Source organism: Segetibacter sp. 3557_3, assembly GCF_004354985.1.
GTDB lineage: Bacteria > Bacteroidota > Bacteroidia > Chitinophagales > Chitinophagaceae > Segetibacter.
On the sequence record NZ_SMSK01000008.1, the window covers coordinates 173329 to 189035 of the forward strand.

13 protein-coding genes are annotated in these 15707 nt (G+C 43.9%); 9 read left to right on the top strand and 4 right to left on the bottom strand.

Annotated elements, in window-relative coordinates:
• Nucleotides 1-52 precede the first annotated feature (52 nt).
• The 6 genes from dnaN to EXU57_RS14080 all read left to right on the top strand — a co-directional run bounded on the left by dnaN (nucleotide 53) and on the right by EXU57_RS14080 (nucleotide 7850).
• Nucleotides 53-1168, top strand: a complete 1116-nt coding sequence (gene dnaN, locus EXU57_RS14055) for a DNA polymerase III subunit beta (protein WP_133268853.1) — start codon at nucleotides 53-55, stop codon at nucleotides 1166-1168.
• Between the two features lie 90 nt (nucleotides 1169-1258).
• Nucleotides 1259-2086: a sterol desaturase family protein gene (locus EXU57_RS14060; protein ID WP_133268854.1), complete on the top strand. Its 828-nt coding sequence runs from the start codon at nucleotides 1259-1261 to the stop codon at nucleotides 2084-2086.
• A 40-nt stretch (nucleotides 2087-2126) separates the two neighbouring features.
• The gene (kdsB, locus tag EXU57_RS14065; protein WP_133268855.1) at nucleotides 2127-2870 is read left to right on the top strand and encodes a 3-deoxy-manno-octulosonate cytidylyltransferase; all 744 of its coding nucleotides are present in this window, start codon (nucleotides 2127-2129) and stop codon (nucleotides 2868-2870) included.
• 268 nt (nucleotides 2871-3138) lie between these two features.
• Complete coding sequence (locus tag EXU57_RS14070) at nucleotides 3139-4215, top strand: iron-containing alcohol dehydrogenase family protein (RefSeq protein WP_133268856.1); 1077 nt, start codon at nucleotides 3139-3141, stop codon at nucleotides 4213-4215.
• A gap of 1691 nt (nucleotides 4216-5906) precedes the next feature.
• Nucleotides 5907-6908, top strand: coding sequence for a recombinase RecA (gene recA, locus EXU57_RS14075; protein WP_133268857.1), 1002 nt, complete (start codon nucleotides 5907-5909; stop codon nucleotides 6906-6908).
• Nucleotides 6909-7160: 252 nt separating this feature from the next.
• On the top strand, nucleotides 7161-7850 hold the full coding sequence (locus EXU57_RS14080) for an alpha/beta hydrolase (protein WP_133268858.1): 690 nt from the start codon (nucleotides 7161-7163) through the stop codon (nucleotides 7848-7850).
• Nucleotides 7851-8275: 425 nt separating this feature from the next.
• Here EXU57_RS14080 and EXU57_RS14085 read toward each other — a convergent pair whose 3' ends face one another.
• From EXU57_RS14085 to EXU57_RS14095, 3 genes are all read right to left on the bottom strand, one after another.
• The gene (locus tag EXU57_RS14085) at nucleotides 8276-9106 is read right to left on the bottom strand and encodes an alpha/beta fold hydrolase (RefSeq protein WP_133268859.1); all 831 of its coding nucleotides are present in this window, start codon (nucleotides 9104-9106) and stop codon (nucleotides 8276-8278) included.
• Nucleotides 9107-9512: 406 nt separating this feature from the next.
• Nucleotides 9513-10262 (bottom strand): hypothetical protein, encoded by a 750-nt coding sequence (locus EXU57_RS25415; protein WP_133268860.1) that lies wholly within the window; start codon nucleotides 10260-10262, stop codon nucleotides 9513-9515.
• A gap of 275 nt (nucleotides 10263-10537) precedes the next feature.
• Nucleotides 10538-11488: an energy transducer TonB gene (locus EXU57_RS14095; protein ID WP_133268861.1), complete on the bottom strand. Its 951-nt coding sequence runs from the start codon at nucleotides 11486-11488 to the stop codon at nucleotides 10538-10540.
• A gap of 458 nt (nucleotides 11489-11946) precedes the next feature.
• On the opposite strand from EXU57_RS14095, the gene EXU57_RS14100 reads away from it, so the two are divergent.
• The 3 genes from EXU57_RS14100 to EXU57_RS25895 all read left to right on the top strand — a co-directional run bounded on the left by EXU57_RS14100 (nucleotide 11947) and on the right by EXU57_RS25895 (nucleotide 14662).
• Nucleotides 11947-12963, top strand: coding sequence for a hypothetical protein (locus EXU57_RS14100; protein ID WP_133268862.1), 1017 nt, complete (start codon nucleotides 11947-11949; stop codon nucleotides 12961-12963).
• Nucleotides 12964-13261: 298 nt separating this feature from the next.
• Nucleotides 13262-13642, top strand: a complete 381-nt coding sequence (locus EXU57_RS14105) for a hypothetical protein (RefSeq protein ID WP_133268863.1) — start codon at nucleotides 13262-13264, stop codon at nucleotides 13640-13642.
• Between the two features lie 681 nt (nucleotides 13643-14323).
• On the top strand, nucleotides 14324-14662 hold the full coding sequence (locus EXU57_RS25895) for a DUF3427 domain-containing protein (protein ID WP_133268914.1): 339 nt from the start codon (nucleotides 14324-14326) through the stop codon (nucleotides 14660-14662).
• 695 nt (nucleotides 14663-15357) lie between these two features.
• Here the strand turns inward: EXU57_RS25895 and EXU57_RS14115 are convergent.
• Nucleotides 15358-15582 (bottom strand): hypothetical protein, encoded by a 225-nt coding sequence (locus EXU57_RS14115; RefSeq protein WP_133268864.1) that lies wholly within the window; start codon nucleotides 15580-15582, stop codon nucleotides 15358-15360.
• Between the last annotated feature and the right edge of the window lie 125 nt (nucleotides 15583-15707).

Genomic DNA, 15707 nt, shown 5'->3' on the forward strand with positions numbered 1-15707 from the left:
AATTAACCTTTTTACTGTAGGTTTGTTTCTTTAAGACCAAACAGACACACTCATGAAGTTTATTGTATCATCTTCGTCTCTTCTCAAGCATTTGCAGCAGATCAACGGGGTTATAAATGCGAACACGGTACTACCCATATTAGAGGACTTTTTCTTTGAGATCCAGGACAAAAAGTTGAACATTGTTGCAACTGACCTTGAGACTGTCATGAGGGTTCAAATGGATGTTGAAAGCAAAACCGACGGAAGAGTTTGTATACCTGCAAAAATATTAATTGACTCGTTAAAGAACATTTCTGACCAGCCACTGACTTTTAATATAGATAAGAACTTCGCAGTTGAGATTACCAGCGACAACGGAAAGTATAAAGTGATGGGTGAAAATCCAGACAACTTTCCAAAAGAGCCCGCGGCCGATGATACCACAGCGTTTACCATGCCTTCCAGTGCACTCGTAACGGCAATCAATAAAACCCTGTTTGCGGTAAGCAACGACGATCTTCGTCCAGCTATGACAGGTGTATTTTTCGAGCTAAATAGTGATTACATCCAGTTTGTGGCAACCGATGCGCATCGGCTCGTAAGGTATAAACGTACCGACGTTAGCTGCCCTAAAGCCGAAAACTTTATTGTACCCAAAAAGCCGTTGAACCTCTTAAAGAATGCACTGCCCGATAACGATGATGAGCTTACGTTGTCGTACAACAGCAATCACCTGTTTGTCAGCCATGGCACCACACAACTTACCTGCCGGCTGATTGATGCACGCTTCCCGGATTATAAAGTCGTGATACCGCTGGATAACCCATACAAGCTCGTGGTTAATAAAGGCGACTTCCAAAGCGGACTCCGTAGGGTAAGCGTATTTAGTAATAAGAGTACCAACCAGGTTGCATTAACCATTAGCGGAAGCGAACTGCAAATGGCAGCACAGGATGTTGACTTTAGCTTTGAAGGCAACGAGCGGATGAATTGCCAGTACGACGGAGAAGACCTGCAAATTGCTTTTAATGCACGTTTCCTTATCGAAATGCTTAATGCTGCAGAAACCGAAGACGTAAAAGTTGAACTTGCAACGGCAACAAAGGCCGGGATCATCAAACCCACCGAAGCAGAAGAGAACGAAGACCTGCTCATGCTGGTGATGCCACTGATGCTCAACAACTAATTACATCATAAGTAATTTTTAATAAACTAAAATCCTTCCTTACGGAGGGTTTTTTTAATTTAGTGAACGCTGTCACGCGCTTGCCTGCATATGTTTGAAAACCTGATCGCATATTTCCAAACCCTGGAAAGTCGCCCGCTTGAACGCCTGCTCTTCCTGGTATTCGGCATGCTGGTATTATGGGCAATCGAAGGTGCCATTCCCCTGTTGTCGCTGCGCTATCGCCGCAACAAGTTTAACCATGCAGCCATCAATTTTTCTTTTACAACTATTCACCTTATAATTCATACAGGTTTTGCGGTACTGATCATTCTTCTTTCCGACTGGTGTAAGGCAAATAATTTTGGGCTCATTCACTGGCTGAACGCATCCATCGGCCTGGCTATTCTTATTACCATACTAACCCTCGACTTTTTTGGGGGGTGGCTTGTTCATTTTACAGAGCACAAGTTTGCCTGGCTATGGCGCTTTCATATCGTACACCATGCCGATAACAATGTGGATGTAACCACAGGTCTTCGCCATCACCCCGTTGAAAGTGTTTTAAGGGGGGTGTTTTTCCTGGCAGGTGTTGTAGTCGCTGGTGCGCCCATGTACGCAGTAATGATCTTCCAAACCGTATTGGTGCTTTTTGTACAGTTTACCCATGCCAACATCCGGTTGCCCCGCAAGGTTGATCGACTGCTCAGTTATGTGCTTGTATCGCCCAACATGCATAAGGTGCATCACCACTGGAAACAACCTTATACCGACAGTAATTATGGGGCGGTATTCTCCATCTGGGATCGCCTTCTTGGCACCTTTATGACACTGGAACCACACCAAATCCGGTACGGCCTCGACCGTTATTACCCCAACGAAAAGGATGAAGACTTTGTGTTGTTAATGAAGAAGCCGTTTGAAAATATTTACGATTGAAAGTGGCTTTTTCTCTCATCTTTGCACAAATTCCTCTTCGATGAAAAAAGTTGCGCTGATACCGGCACGTTATGCTGCCACCCGTTTTCCTGCTAAACTCATGCAAACACTTGGGAACAAATCCGTGATCAGGCACACCTATGATAACACCGTTGCTACCGGTCTTTTCGACCAGGTATTTGTTGTAACGGATAGCGATATCATCTTCGACGAAATTGTAAATAATGGCGGCGAAGCCGTAATGAGCCAAAAGGAACACCGCACCGGCAGCGACCGTATCGCGGAAGCAGTTGCCGGAATTGATGTTGACATCGTAGTGAATGTACAGGGCGATGAGCCATTTGTACAAAAAGCGCCACTCGAAAAATTACTGCAGGTCTTCGAAGGTGAAGCCGGCCAAAAGGTTCATGTTGCATCGCTCATGCAGGTACTAAAAAGGCAGTCGCTCATCAATGATCCCAACTACGTAAAAGTGGTTGTAGATAAACAAATGAATGCGCTTTATTTTAGCCGCTCGGTGGTTCCTTATCCGCGTAATAAAGACCTGCTGATTAATTACTACGAACACATTGGTGTGTATGCTTTCCGAAAAGAAGTACTGGCCGAATTTGCAACCTGGCCGATCAGCAACCTTGAGTCGGCAGAAAATATTGAATGCCTTCGTTATCTTGAAAACGGAGTGTCTATACGGATGATTACTACCGAATACATGGGTGTTGAAATCGACATGCCTGAAGACCTGCAAAAAGCAGAAGCCCTGCTTGCAGAACAGAAAGTACAATAGGAATATGTCCGGCTAATTAAGGTTTTTTTTGGTGGCCAGCAGGAAACCCCTATTCAACATCGTTGCCCGCCCGGATGAACTCCGTTCGGACGGGTGTCACTTCCTTGTACGGCAACAATACTATTCGGCGAAATTAATACGCCACCATTAGCTAACGATAGAAGAAACGAGTAAGAATTTAATGAAGGCTACAACACCGGCAGTTTCTGTTTTTTGAAGAATAGCGTGGTGCTAAATTCAATCGTTTATACACAAAACAAAATGCGTCATGAGTAAGTTCCGGAACTTTAAGATGGTCGGTTATGTGATTTACGGCAGGGGAAGTTTTGACCAGCTCGACGAAATCATTACTCCTCACCGGAAACGTGATGCACCCATGATTTTCCTGGTCGATCATTTCTTTGAAGGCAAGCCCCTTGTCGATAAGATCCCATTAAAAGGTCGCGACCGGGTGCTATTCGCCGACGTAACTTATGAACCCAAAACGAAAGTTGTTGACGCTATGGCCCAACAACTCAAAGACGAATATGGCACGGTCAGTGGCATCATTGGTATCGGTGGGGGTTCTACATTGGACCTTGCAAAAGCGGTATCGTTGATGATGACCAACCCGGGTTCGTCTGCCGACTACCAGGGTTGGGACCTGGTGCGATATCCTGGTGTGTACAAAGTAGGTGTACCCACCTTAAGCGGAACGGGTGCAGAGGTATCGCGCACGACGGTGCTCACAGGCCCTACGCGAAAGCTGGGTATGAACAGCGATTATACCCCTTTCGACCAGATTGTACTCGATCCGCAGCTTACGGCAAATGCCCCGGTAAACCAACGGTTTTATACGGGCATGGACTGCTACATTCATTGCATTGAAAGTTTACAGGGAACCTATCTTAACGAGTTCAGCAAAAGCTATGGCGAGAAAGCGTTGGAGCTTTGCCGCAAAGTATTTGTAGAGAAAGAAGGCTGGGACGAAGTATGCGACAACCAGTTGATGATGGCAAGTTATGCCGGCGGTATGAGCATTGCGTACAGCCAGGTGGGTGTTGCACATGCGGTGAGTTATGGACTCAGTTATCTACTGGGCACCAAACACGGGATTGGAAATTGCATCGTTATGAACCACCTCGAAGATTATTACCCAGAGGCGGTGGTTGAGTTTAAATATATGGTGGCTAAAAACGGGATTACGCTGCCGGAAGGGATCTGTAGTGGCCTTAGTGATGATGATTTTAATAAAATGATCGATGTAAGTTTAGGCATGAAGCCGTTATGGGAAAATGCACTTGGAAAAAACTGGGAGCAGGTAATGACCAGGCAGAAGCTGAGGAGCCTTTATGAGAAATTATAGAAATTAAAAATTAAAAATGTAAAATTCAAAAGGAACGGGCTGTGCCCTCAACGCTATTCCCGATCCCAAACTAATCCGTAATCCGATTCAGGAAAATGCAAAATTAAAAATGTAAAATTAAAAAGGAACGGGTTGTGCCCTCAACGCTATTCCCGATCGCAAACTAATCCGCCATCCGAAAATCCAAAATACCCAATACCTTAATACCTAATCTCCAATCCGCAATTCGCAATCCGCAATGCGCTAATCATGCCCTCTCTCTCTGCGTAAACTCTGCTTCTCCCATTCTCTGCGGTAGAAGAAAATTAAAAATTAGAAATGTAAAATTTAAAAGGAACGGGTCGTGTCCTCAACGCTATTCCCGATCGCAAACTAATCCGCCATCCGTAATCCGACCCAGGAAAATGCAAAATTAAAAATGCAAAATGTAAAAGGAAACCAAGGTGCACTAAATGTTATTCCCATCTTCATTCAATTCAATACCCAATACCTCAATACCCAATACCTTAATACCTAATCTCCAATCCGCAATTCGCAATCCGCAATGCGCTAATCATGCCCTCTCTCTCTGCGTAAACTCTGCTTCTCCCATTCTCTGCGGTAGAAGAACATTAAAAATTAAAAATGTAAAATTAAAAAGGAACGGGTTGTGCCCTCAACGCTATTCCCGATCTCAAACTAATCCGCCATCCGTAATCCGACCCAAGAAAATGCAAAATTAAAAATGCAAAATGTAAAAGGAAACCAAGGTGCACTAAATGTGATTCCCATCTTCATTCAATTCAATACCCAATCCCTCACTACCCAATCCCTTAATACCTAATCTCCAATCCGCAATTCGCAATGCGCTAATCATGCGCTCTCTCTCTGCGTAAACTCTGCTTCTCCCATTCTCTGCGGTAAAAGAAAATTCAAAATTAAAAATGTAAAATTAAAAAGGAACGGGTTGTGCTCTCAACGCTATTCCCGATCTCAAACTAACCCGCCATCCGTAATCCGACCCAGGAAAATGCAAAATTAAAAATGAAAAATGTAAAAAGGAACGGGACGTGTCCTCAACGCTATTCCCGATCGCAAACTAATCCGCCATCCGTAATCCGACCCAGGAAAATGCAAAATTAAAAATGTAAAATGTAAAAGAAAACCAAGGTGCACTGATGTGATTCCCATCTTCATTCAATTCAATACCCAATACCTCAATACCCAATACCTCAATACCCAATACCTTGATACCTAATCTCCAATCCGCAATTCGCAATCCGCTAATTATGCCCTCTTTCTCCGCGTAAACTCTGCTTCTCCCATTCTCTGCGGTAGAAGAAAATTCAAAATTAAAAATGTAAAATTTAAAAGGAACGGGTCGTGTCCTCAACGCTATTCCCGATCGCAAAACTAATCCGCCATCCGTAATCCGACCCAGGAAAATGCAAGATTAAAAATGTCAAATTTAAAAGGAACGGGTCGTGTCCTCAACGCTATTCCCGATCGCAAACTAATCCGCCATCCGTAATCCGCCATCCGAAAATCCAAAATACCCAATACCTCAATACCCCAATCCCCATCCGCCGATCCGTAATTCGTAAATCGTACTTGCAAACCAAAATTATTAGTGTATATTACTAAAATTATTAGTGTTAATAACTTAATTATTATACCTTTACCCATTCAATAATTTTGATAAAAAATACCAAATGAGTAACGAAGCAAAGTTGAAAGCCCTCAAGCTTACAATGGATAAGATCGATAAAGATTATGGCAAGGGTAGTGTGATGATGATGAATGAAAAGGGTGTTGCTGATCTGGAAGTGATTTCTACAGGCTCTATTGGTCTAGACATCGCCCTTGGCATTGGCGGATTACCAAAAGGAAGGGTTGTAGAGATATATGGACCGGAAAGTAGTGGTAAAACAACACTTGCCATTCACGTTATAGCCGAAGCACAAAAGAAAGGTGGCATGTGCGCCATCATCGATGCTGAACATGCTTTTGACAGCTCCTATGCACAAAAGCTTGGCGTCGACATCGATAACTTGTTAATCTCACAACCAGATTATGGCGAGCAGGCTTTGGAAATTGCCGATCGGCTGATCCTCTCCGGTGCTTTGGACGTTGTGGTGATTGACTCCGTTGCCGCCCTCGTTCCGAAAAGTGAACTTGAAGGTGAGATGGGGGACAGCAAGATGGGATTACAGGCTCGTTTGATGAGCCAGGCACTCCGTAAGCTTACTGCAACCATTAATAAGACACAAACGGTTTGTATATTCATCAACCAGCTTCGGGAGAAAATCGGGGTAATGTTTGGTAACCCGGAAACAACAACCGGTGGTAATGCCCTTAAGTTTTATTGCTCCGTAAGGTTAGACATTCGCAGACAGGCACAGATAAAAGATGGTGACGAAGCAATCGGAAACCGGGTTAAAGTAAAAGTGGTTAAGAACAAAGTTGCTCCGCCATTTCGCTCCGCAGAATTCGACGTTATATATGGAGAAGGGATCAGCAAAATTGGGGAGATCATCGACATGGGTGTAGAATTGCAGATCATCCAGAAGAGTGGTAGCTGGTTCAGCTACGACAACAACAAACTTGGGCAGGGACGGGATACGGTAAAGCAGTTGCTAACCGACAATCCGGAACTTGCCAATGAGCTGGAAACAAAAATCAGGGCAAAGGTTTCAGAACTTGCAGCTGAATAGATTCTATAGGGTTAATTAGTAGGAGCCACCGGAAACGGTGGCTTTTTTGTTTGCAGCATAGGGAAGTGTGAGCCCCGGCGTGCACGTAATCGAACAAGGCACTCAATGATTATTCCCTCCTTCACAAACGGTCGCTGCTATCAGTTCTAAGTGCTTTTCACCAGGGATTTGATCTAACGGGCAGACCCGGAAGCGGATCGATAAGTAGCCTTAATATGGTACATCACTTGCTTCGATTCCGGAAACTGAGCAATGTTATCCAGGAGAATCTTCAGAACCGGTCGGCTTACCGCAAGACCTCAAATACTAAATGAAGCGAGCGCCCTGACGAGTGGGGTGCACCCTTTACAGTTGGCTGGAAAAAGAGATGGGTTCGTATATATTCCCGCAGCATATAGAAGCACCTATCCAGCTGCACTAGCGCTTATGCTACACGGTGCAGGAGGCCAGGCTGACCATGGCTTATCCATACTCAGGAACTATGCGGATGAACACAACTTCATCCTCCTTGCCCCGCCTTCAAGGGGTGTAACCTGGGACATCATTGAAGACAATGCTTTTGGAAACGACGTCATCTTTATCGACCAGGCGCTTGCATTTGTTTTCAGGCAGTTTAGCATTGATACGAAGAAAATCGCGGTTGGCGGCTTTTCCGATGGTGCCTCGTATGCAGGTTCGATCGGCCTAAGCAACGGAGATTTATTTACACATGTGCTCGCCTTTTCCCCCGGCTTCTTCTTTACTGCACAAAAGCAAGGCAAACCACGGGTTTTTATTTCTCATGGCATTCACGACCATATTCTTCCCATAGATCCCTGCAGCAGGCGCATTGTACGCCAGCTTGAGAAAGACCAGCACGTTGTTAAATACATGGAGTTCGATGGGGAGCACATTATACCTCTGCAGATCTCAGAAACAGCAATAAGCTGGTTTCTCGAATAGTAGAATTGAATTTTTCAGTCAATCGCTTTATCGATTTGGTGCAACCGGATTTGGTGCTACTTCCGCCGGACTAAACTTGCATTAAATGGCGAACTCCGGAGTATAAAAATGGGTATCGGCACTTATGGTTTACGCCCTACTCTTCGTTGAAGATGCGTCAATCTCGCTGAGTTTCAACACTAACATTGAGTAAGGCAATAAATTGTTCTGTCGCTGCTTGAATGTAAGTCGTAGCACCTGCAGCGTAAATAGCCGACTTGGCAACCAGAGCTGAATAGATGAGCTTCGGCTGGCAACGAAAAGAATATCAATGCGCCAGTTGAAAATGGATCGCCTGCCGGCATAAACCCTCCTCTTGGTTTCAATTGGTCAATTCGGCAAATGATTGCTTTGACTATCACGCTAGATGATGAATGTAGATCCTGTCAGTTCCTGGTAAACCTGTTGGAAGTGCTGTTTACCTCCTGGTCAGTGGTTTTAAGTATCAGTTCGATGGTTTGTTGTGGCTGATCCCACTGTGGAAAATGTCCGCATTTTTCAAACCAATGTAAGGTCGCATCGGGAAATAAGTTTACGGCTCTTTTTGCCTGGCTGGGAAAACATACCCTGTCTTGGCGGCCCCAGCCAATTACCAAACCCTGGCGAACCGTGCCCGGTATACATCCCTGCTGGCGTTCGCCATACGCAAGATTGTATAGTAGTTCATCAAAGTTCGAACAGGTTGCATAACTATTCAGCTCATCCAACGTAAGACGATGCGGTAATTTCCATGGTGCGGCTGAAAACTGTGCAAACAACAAGGAGCGGCCGATATCGCTCTTTAGCAAACGTGGCAGGAGGTTGAGTCGTTTCAGTAGTCTTACCAATCGTATAGAAACCGCAATTGAACCATAAAATAAGTGGGTTTCAATTCCCTGCCAAAAGCCGCCCGGGTTCAACGAAACTACATTGCCCAGGATATTTCCTCTTCGCACCAGTTCGAGTACCAGGCGTGCACCCATTGAACTGCCCACCGCGTCAACCCCAATCAGGTCCTCCTGTTCAAGAAAACCGGTTACTGCATCAGCAAGCGTGGAGATGGTAGAAACTGTTTTTAAACGTGGCGACTTACCTGATCCGGGCAGGTCAATGGCGATAACCTCACGATGCTTAGAAAGGCCTTCCAACACAGGTGCCCAAGAGCGCCAGCTTCCGCCAATTCCGTGAATGAGTAATAGGGGTTTGCCAATTCCAAAGCGAATGTGGTTAAGTTCCATAAGGCAATATTTACGGGCAAAAAGATTGGTGATTGCATTTTTGCGTCCTATAATTATGCCAGCCGGATTGGGTCCAAATGGAGAATGTATCTGGCCGATGTTTGGGGATACCCAGCGGGTGTACTACTAACCTGTTGTATGGTCATTTCGGAGATGGTTTTGAGCCACCTTAAGTAATACTGTGCAAGAAGCCAACATGTATGCCGTTTTGCGTACACACAACTTTATGCAACATGAATAAAAGGAGTAAGAGATTGTAGAAGCTGTAATTCGTAATTGCAGCAGAGCCGCTACAAAGTAATATTAGGCTATTATGTATTTGGTTTTTGGGTTTCTACCTGCAAATGCTATTGTCGTTTCAGCAGCGTAAACCTTGTTGTTGTTACACTTGTGCCCTGACAGAACGTTACTCCTCGCTGACCTGGAAAGAGATATGTTGTATCGCCTGGTAGATTACACGTCGGTTGTATTGTACAGCTGGTTCCCATCCCGGTCCTTGCTTAATTACGCGCACGGCTTCTTTGCCACACCTTGAACAATCCTTTGGTACTTCAATGGCGTTTACGTTTGAAACATTGCCGTCTTTGTCAACGATAAACTGAACTTTTACAGTATAGATACCAGGTTTGGCTTTTGATCTTGCGGCCACACTCGCATCAAGGTTTTCTTCGAGGTAAGACCGCCACGCTTCGGGACCACCCGGAAAAACGGCTTCCTTTTCGACAACGAAATTCGGAATCAGCTCCCCGTTTTCGTCCCAGCCTGTTTGTTTGGCACCTTTTGCGGTGTAGTCGATGTGGCCCATCTTCTTGCCGCTTTCGTAAAAGTAGTCTGCAGTTTTACCATGCCCGTTTTCTGCAATTACGATGCTCCTGAGGGTTCCGTTTTCGTTGTAAGCCTTAGAAGTCCCCTGTGGAATTTTGCAGGCTTTGTCGATGTAACTTCCTTCTGACTTAAGTACATTTCCTTTCACCCAAAACATTTTCTTTGTCCATAACCCGTTTTGTTGGTAAAGCTGGGTATATAGAAATGCAGAATCGGGGGAACTGGTTGGCTGCCACAATTTGTTCAGGTAGGTAGTTGTGGTGTCTTGTTGTGCAAATGCCGTAATAGCATTGGTAAAAAAGATACAAGAGAGTACAATCAGGTGCTTCATATAAGAAGGTTAGGGTAACTTAAAATAGCTATGTTTTCTGAACATTGAAAGATTCAGTAATAAATAATTGTTGATAAGAAACTTCGGTTTCAGGATTTCTTAAAAACGATTTCGTCCCCAGGAAATTGTAAACTCGAGCTTTGAAGTAGGAAGCCGGTTTGTTAGGCAACTTAAATAAAAGGCCTAATCCCCGTTATGCTTTTCTACAATCATCATCTGGTTATTTAAAGTCGCCAGGTCAAAAAAATGTGCGGGATCCTCATAATCAGCAGCGTTTAATCCGATTGCTGGTGAAATGTAATGGTCTGCCGGATGGAGAATTTAACCCTCCGGTTGTGAGAGATTGCGGGCATCCATTTTGGGGAGTTTTTCATTGCCATCACGGCGATCTGGTCGAACTGCGGGTGAAACGGGGTGTGTACCTCTACTGCTGTCATCTTACCTTCCTCATCAATTACACCATTCACTACCACAACGGCTTGGTCCCCATTTACAATTTTATACCTTGATGGAAAATACAATTGCTTTTGCAGGTAGCGCTGCCAATCGCCTTTCATACCCATAAACATGGCTGGCCGATCAGGTTTTAAGGAATCCGATAAGTGGTGACCTTCTTCATTGTAATGTTGTTTTGAGAGGAGCCTGTTATCTTCATATACCTCGAGGGCACTAAGCTTACCATTTCGGTGAAAATATTGCCACTTGCCCTGCTTTCTACGCCCGGGTCCGTACCGGCCGGCAGATGACGGAGAGCCATCTTCGAACCACGAAACTTCCACCCCGCTTCCATCCGGGTTGTAGATTATGGAGTCGCTTAAAAAGCCGTTTTTATGATAAGTGAACCGTGTCCCCGTCACCCTGCCGCCGGTGAAAACAGCAGAGTCAGACATGCTGCCATCAGGGTAGAACGATAGCCACAGACCTTCTTTTTGTCCGTTGAAATAATTGCCATGCGACGATGGAACACCATTCGGGTGATAGTAGAAGCAATTACCCTGTTGCACCTTGAAGAAAGTATCGGTGAAGAACCCGCTTCTATGTAAGCGCCTTTCTCTCAGGAAATAATCCTTTCGTTCCCAAAGTGCATCTTTTTTCTCGAGGATGGTAATAAAACGTGCATTCGCGGGCTCGCATCTTTGCCATTGCCAATCGTAAAATTGCTCAACTTTTTGTGCACCCAATGAAACAGGAGTGATTAAAAGCAGGAAAAGAGAAACTGTTTTCATAACACAACTTAAAAAAGGAGGACATAGAAAAATAGCGTTTTTTTCACGTAAAATATAGTGAAGTGACCGGCTACCTAATTTCGTTAATCAGATTTCTAGAATGGAAATATGGTGGTTAGACTTTTTTGAAAAAAAATTTAATCTTCTCTAAGTGGTAATGTAAAGTCCGGGAACGGATGACAAAAAAGAAGGTATAAATAATTGGTGTAGTGCAGTATCTTCAATTTGGCGTAAAAGTTTATCGACCCGGGTACAACTTAGTAAACTGCTATGGGGCTAATGTTTAAAGCTCGATTAAGTTATTTACTCCGAATGCTGCAAGCGATTATATTGAGACGATGATAATTTTCGTTGATATTGATACTTAGGCTCTGGTATTTATCTTAGGATTTAATCTCATTGGATCTAGTCCAAGTTTTAGCAGATAACCTGTTAATCCGTTCACGCAATCAAAAACGATGATTATAAAAGCCTTGATTGTATTAGTGCTCCTGGTATGTTACCATGCTTCGCACGCGCAAGAAACGCGGTTCAATAAAAGAGATAGTGTAAGGATAATTGGTGTGCCGCACAAATGGTACAATTTAGACTCCAGTTCAAAAAGTAATCACCCCACCAAACTGCCCTTTGGCCGGGTGCTGTTTTTCGACGTTCGGTACGACACAAGTTTTATAGCCATCAGCTGGCAGGCCAATCAACAATTTCAACTGGGTGCCAACAATCAGAATACCAAGTTCAATTTAACTGGTGGACTTGAGAAGAGTTTGAACAATTACGTAGACAGGCATTTCAAAACAAATTACAGCAACACGGATGCATCAGTGTTCTGCTATATAAAAAAGCTGCATATTGGTTTCAAGGATACTTTACTTGAAAATAGTAGACCCGGGGAGAGCATTAACAAGATTAACCTGGAGGTAGAGTGCTATTACAAAACGGGCGACACCCTATACCCTGCCTTAAGAATAGATACTTCTTATGCTGAAAGCATCGGCCGGTTGAAAAAGGAGTTTCCCGAATTGATACAGGACCTGTTGAAGCCTCTTTTTGAAAAACTCGAAACAATCGATCCGGAAAAGATCAAAAAAAGAAAAGCTTACCAACCAGCAGAAATTAAGGAGCGTTACCAAAGCAGGTTTAACCTTCCCATTCTTACAACCAAAGCTTATAAAAGGGGGGTATTTAGAAGCTTCAACGAGTTCATCAATCATGCCCCGTCAATTAGGGAATTCACGATTAAAGAAGAGGGCACAAAAGTTCTTTTGTACGACGATCAGGGCCAATCCATCTCGCATGTATTTGGCTTCTCAGACGGCTCCGATTTATGGGTGTTCAGGGGTGCTTATTGTGCCCCGCTTATTCGGGTTGGTAATGGTTTCGAGTTTTTTGTAACCGTATACATGGTAAGGAGGTATGCCACAACTACCAGGAAATATTTGCTGGCACTAAATATGGAAACGGGTCGGGTGGATTAACCTGGTATAACTGCATACATACAGCAAATTAACGTGATCATCTACACAAACTTTGGGTGCTACCGGGTAACCACCCCGGTTTTTTAGGTCGCTTTGTTAGGCATCAGCGTCAACTTTCAAAACGGGAAGATCCGTTCATGCGCTACTCAAACCGCTTGTATAAACAGCATCAACTTTGCCGTTAATTGATTAGTTTAGTTGTCTGCTTCAACTATTTCCCCCGCTTCAACCATTCACGGGAACAACAGGTTTATCAAACCGATAATTGCCTGGCAATTAAACTACAAAAAACGCCGAAATGAAACAGCTACGGGCTTCATGTTATGTGCTGCTGTGTATCGCAGCAACCTCCTGCATGCGGCATAACAATAATGTTGATATCTCTTACAACGAAACCGACGATTATTACCTGATGCGAGCAGAATTCAACAGGGCAAAGTCAAGAGCAGTCGAACGCTATATTGATCGGGAATTTGGTCCGGGAAGCAATGTTTCCTTGTCCAGTACACGCATCGATGCGACAATCTCGCTCGACGATCATACCCGCTTTTACATGAAGAAGTCTCCCGGCAGCCTACACATTAAGTTAAACAAAGACGATAATTCCCGCACGGCTTACCTGAGAGTTAAAAAAATTTGCGAAGGGGTAAAGGGGGTTGTGCTTGGGGAGCAACAATAATGCTGATGGTTTTAGATTGCTTGTCCTTGTTCGGGTCGATCTACAATTTTCATGCGACAAGGGGAACAGGACACTTTACACCAGTAATTTAAAACAAGCGCTGGCTGCGGCTAAGCACCGGAGAATCAATAATACATCCGCAAAGCAATTCCGGGCAAAATAGGTAAGGGAACAAGCTATGCAGTAAAGAGCATTCCGACACCGGACAACCCTGTTGTTATAGAAAAACTTTTTGTTGTTGACCAGCCGCATAGCTTTGGTGAATCATCGTTGCTACGTCCTCCCGGCGGGCCATTCGGACGGGCTCAGTTCAAGTCTTGGTTATAATGATATCAAGTGATCGACTCGTCATTAAGCATTAGCTTATAAACGTGTTTGACTCAACTCCAATGTGCAGGACATAAGCCTATCTTTATGACGTCGATTATTCATTAACATGGTTCCGCATTCAGTGAGCTTCCGTTATCACCGAAACTTCAGCTGTCCACCAGTTTTTCTACTGCGGAAACCGGGATTGCATAATCGCGATTCTTGTTTTGTGCATGCAATAAGTATAAGGTACCTCTACATGCACAATCCGACAAGTGCTTGGTACACTATAAATCATTCGATTAATTGTTCCCGCGTTTGTCCGGTAATGTTTGTAACGTTCCACAATAGAATGCTGAATTATTATTTACCATATTAGAGAAATCCGAAGCTGATTACTCGCCGACAACTTTGTACCAAGATTATGCTGTTAATGATTACATCTTTCATTGGCAGTCTCAGCATTCGTCAAGCGCAAATAGTGGAAAGGGAAAGACATATGTTGACCAGCGACATAATGGAAAAAAGATCTTATTGTTCGTTAGAGAAAGAAACAATGATGAATATAACAATACAATGGGTTATGTCTTTTTAGGCGAAGTAAATTATTTAGCGCATGAAGGTGCAAAGCCCATGAATATTAAATGGCAATTGAATGAGCCAATCCCAGCTTATCTATGGCAAGACACCGCGAAAATGGCTGTAGCTTAATGAAGAAATACATACTTGTAATATGAAGGCGCAAATACAATAACAAGATTATATCGTGTGAGCATAACCGTCTTACTTTCTCGAACTCGGAGGAACAGCGTATAGCCTTTCTTAATGAATGTAATAATGATGTGCTTTGCTCGTCCTTGCTGTTAAAATTGAATTCAGTTCTTGCTTACTTGATGTTTAAAAAGCTTACTCTTTTGACCCCTGTTCAATTAGGCCGAATAGCGCCCCCAAGGTACAAGAGTGCGACGCAACGGCTGCTTCATAGTAGCTCTATTGCCGGGTACAAAAAAAGAATTCAAAGTTTACAGCAGACCCGTTCTGATACGTGTAGTACCGTTGACCAAATAAACTGATCAACCTTTCTCTTACGATGCGGTGGAAGAAAATGTAAAAGGGCGTGACCCGGTTTTCTCAATACCCCTTTCAAACCCGCTGAATCATTCTGCCCGTCCCGTTCTCTGCGGTAAAGAAAACAAAAGTCACAATCGAACTTCCGCAAGTAGCGTGTCTGTTGCGCTGAAATAATGGATAAAATGAGAAACCCGTTCCGAAAAGTTAAAGAGCGTTTCCGATTTTCCAATACCTCAATACCCAATACCTTAATACCCGTCCCCTCAATCCGCAATTCGCTGATCCGTAATACGCTAATTAACATCCTCAGCCTCTCCCGTTCTCTTTTGTGATCACTAAATCAATTCCGGGTGCCTGTCAATCAGTGCACCAAGTTCCTGCGCCCTTACTGTTGCACCTGCACCAACTTCAATCCAATATTGTTCACCAACTTCGTTTAACTCTTTTTCAAGCAAAACCGGCTGGTCAAAATTCACCCTGAACTGCACGTCGCCGTCTGCAATAATGGGCTCTATCGTTACTTGCTCTTCCTGGTAGTGAATGGTGATAATATGTGCCATTTTTAAATTGGTTATTATGAGTTGCTTTAAAGGAATTTCGCCACAATGAACAACTTAAACAAGTTAGGGTTTTATGGTGGTGCGGACAATTTCTCCTGGCCGGCGATTACATAATTAACTCTTCA

Excerpts from the sequence above, each read along its gene's own strand:
- EXU57_RS14105 (WP_133268863.1), top strand. The coding sequence starts at position 13,262 with ATGAAACAGCTACGGGCTTCATGTTATGTGCTGCTGTGTATCGCAGCA.
- EXU57_RS14080 (WP_133268858.1), top strand. The coding sequence starts at position 7,161 with ATGTTATCCAGGAGAATCTTCAGAACCGGTCGGCTTACCGCAAGACCT.
- EXU57_RS14115 (WP_133268864.1), bottom strand. The coding sequence starts at position 15,582 with ATGGCACATATTATCACCATTCACTACCAGGAAGAGCAAGTAACGATA.
- EXU57_RS25415 (WP_133268860.1), bottom strand. The coding sequence starts at position 10,262 with ATGAAGCACCTGATTGTACTCTCTTGTATCTTTTTTACCAATGCTATT.
- EXU57_RS14070 (WP_133268856.1), top strand. The coding sequence starts at position 3,139 with ATGAGTAAGTTCCGGAACTTTAAGATGGTCGGTTATGTGATTTACGGC.
- EXU57_RS14100 (WP_133268862.1), top strand. The coding sequence starts at position 11,947 with ATGATTATAAAAGCCTTGATTGTATTAGTGCTCCTGGTATGTTACCAT.
- kdsB (WP_133268855.1), top strand. The coding sequence starts at position 2,127 with ATGAAAAAAGTTGCGCTGATACCGGCACGTTATGCTGCCACCCGTTTT.
- recA (WP_133268857.1), top strand. The coding sequence starts at position 5,907 with ATGAGTAACGAAGCAAAGTTGAAAGCCCTCAAGCTTACAATGGATAAG.
- EXU57_RS14060 (WP_133268854.1), top strand. The coding sequence starts at position 1,259 with ATGTTTGAAAACCTGATCGCATATTTCCAAACCCTGGAAAGTCGCCCG.
- EXU57_RS14095 (WP_133268861.1), bottom strand. The coding sequence starts at position 11,488 with ATGAAAACAGTTTCTCTTTTCCTGCTTTTAATCACTCCTGTTTCATTG.
- EXU57_RS14085 (WP_133268859.1), bottom strand. The coding sequence starts at position 9,106 with ATGGAACTTAACCACATTCGCTTTGGAATTGGCAAACCCCTATTACTC.
- dnaN (WP_133268853.1), top strand. The coding sequence starts at position 53 with ATGAAGTTTATTGTATCATCTTCGTCTCTTCTCAAGCATTTGCAGCAG.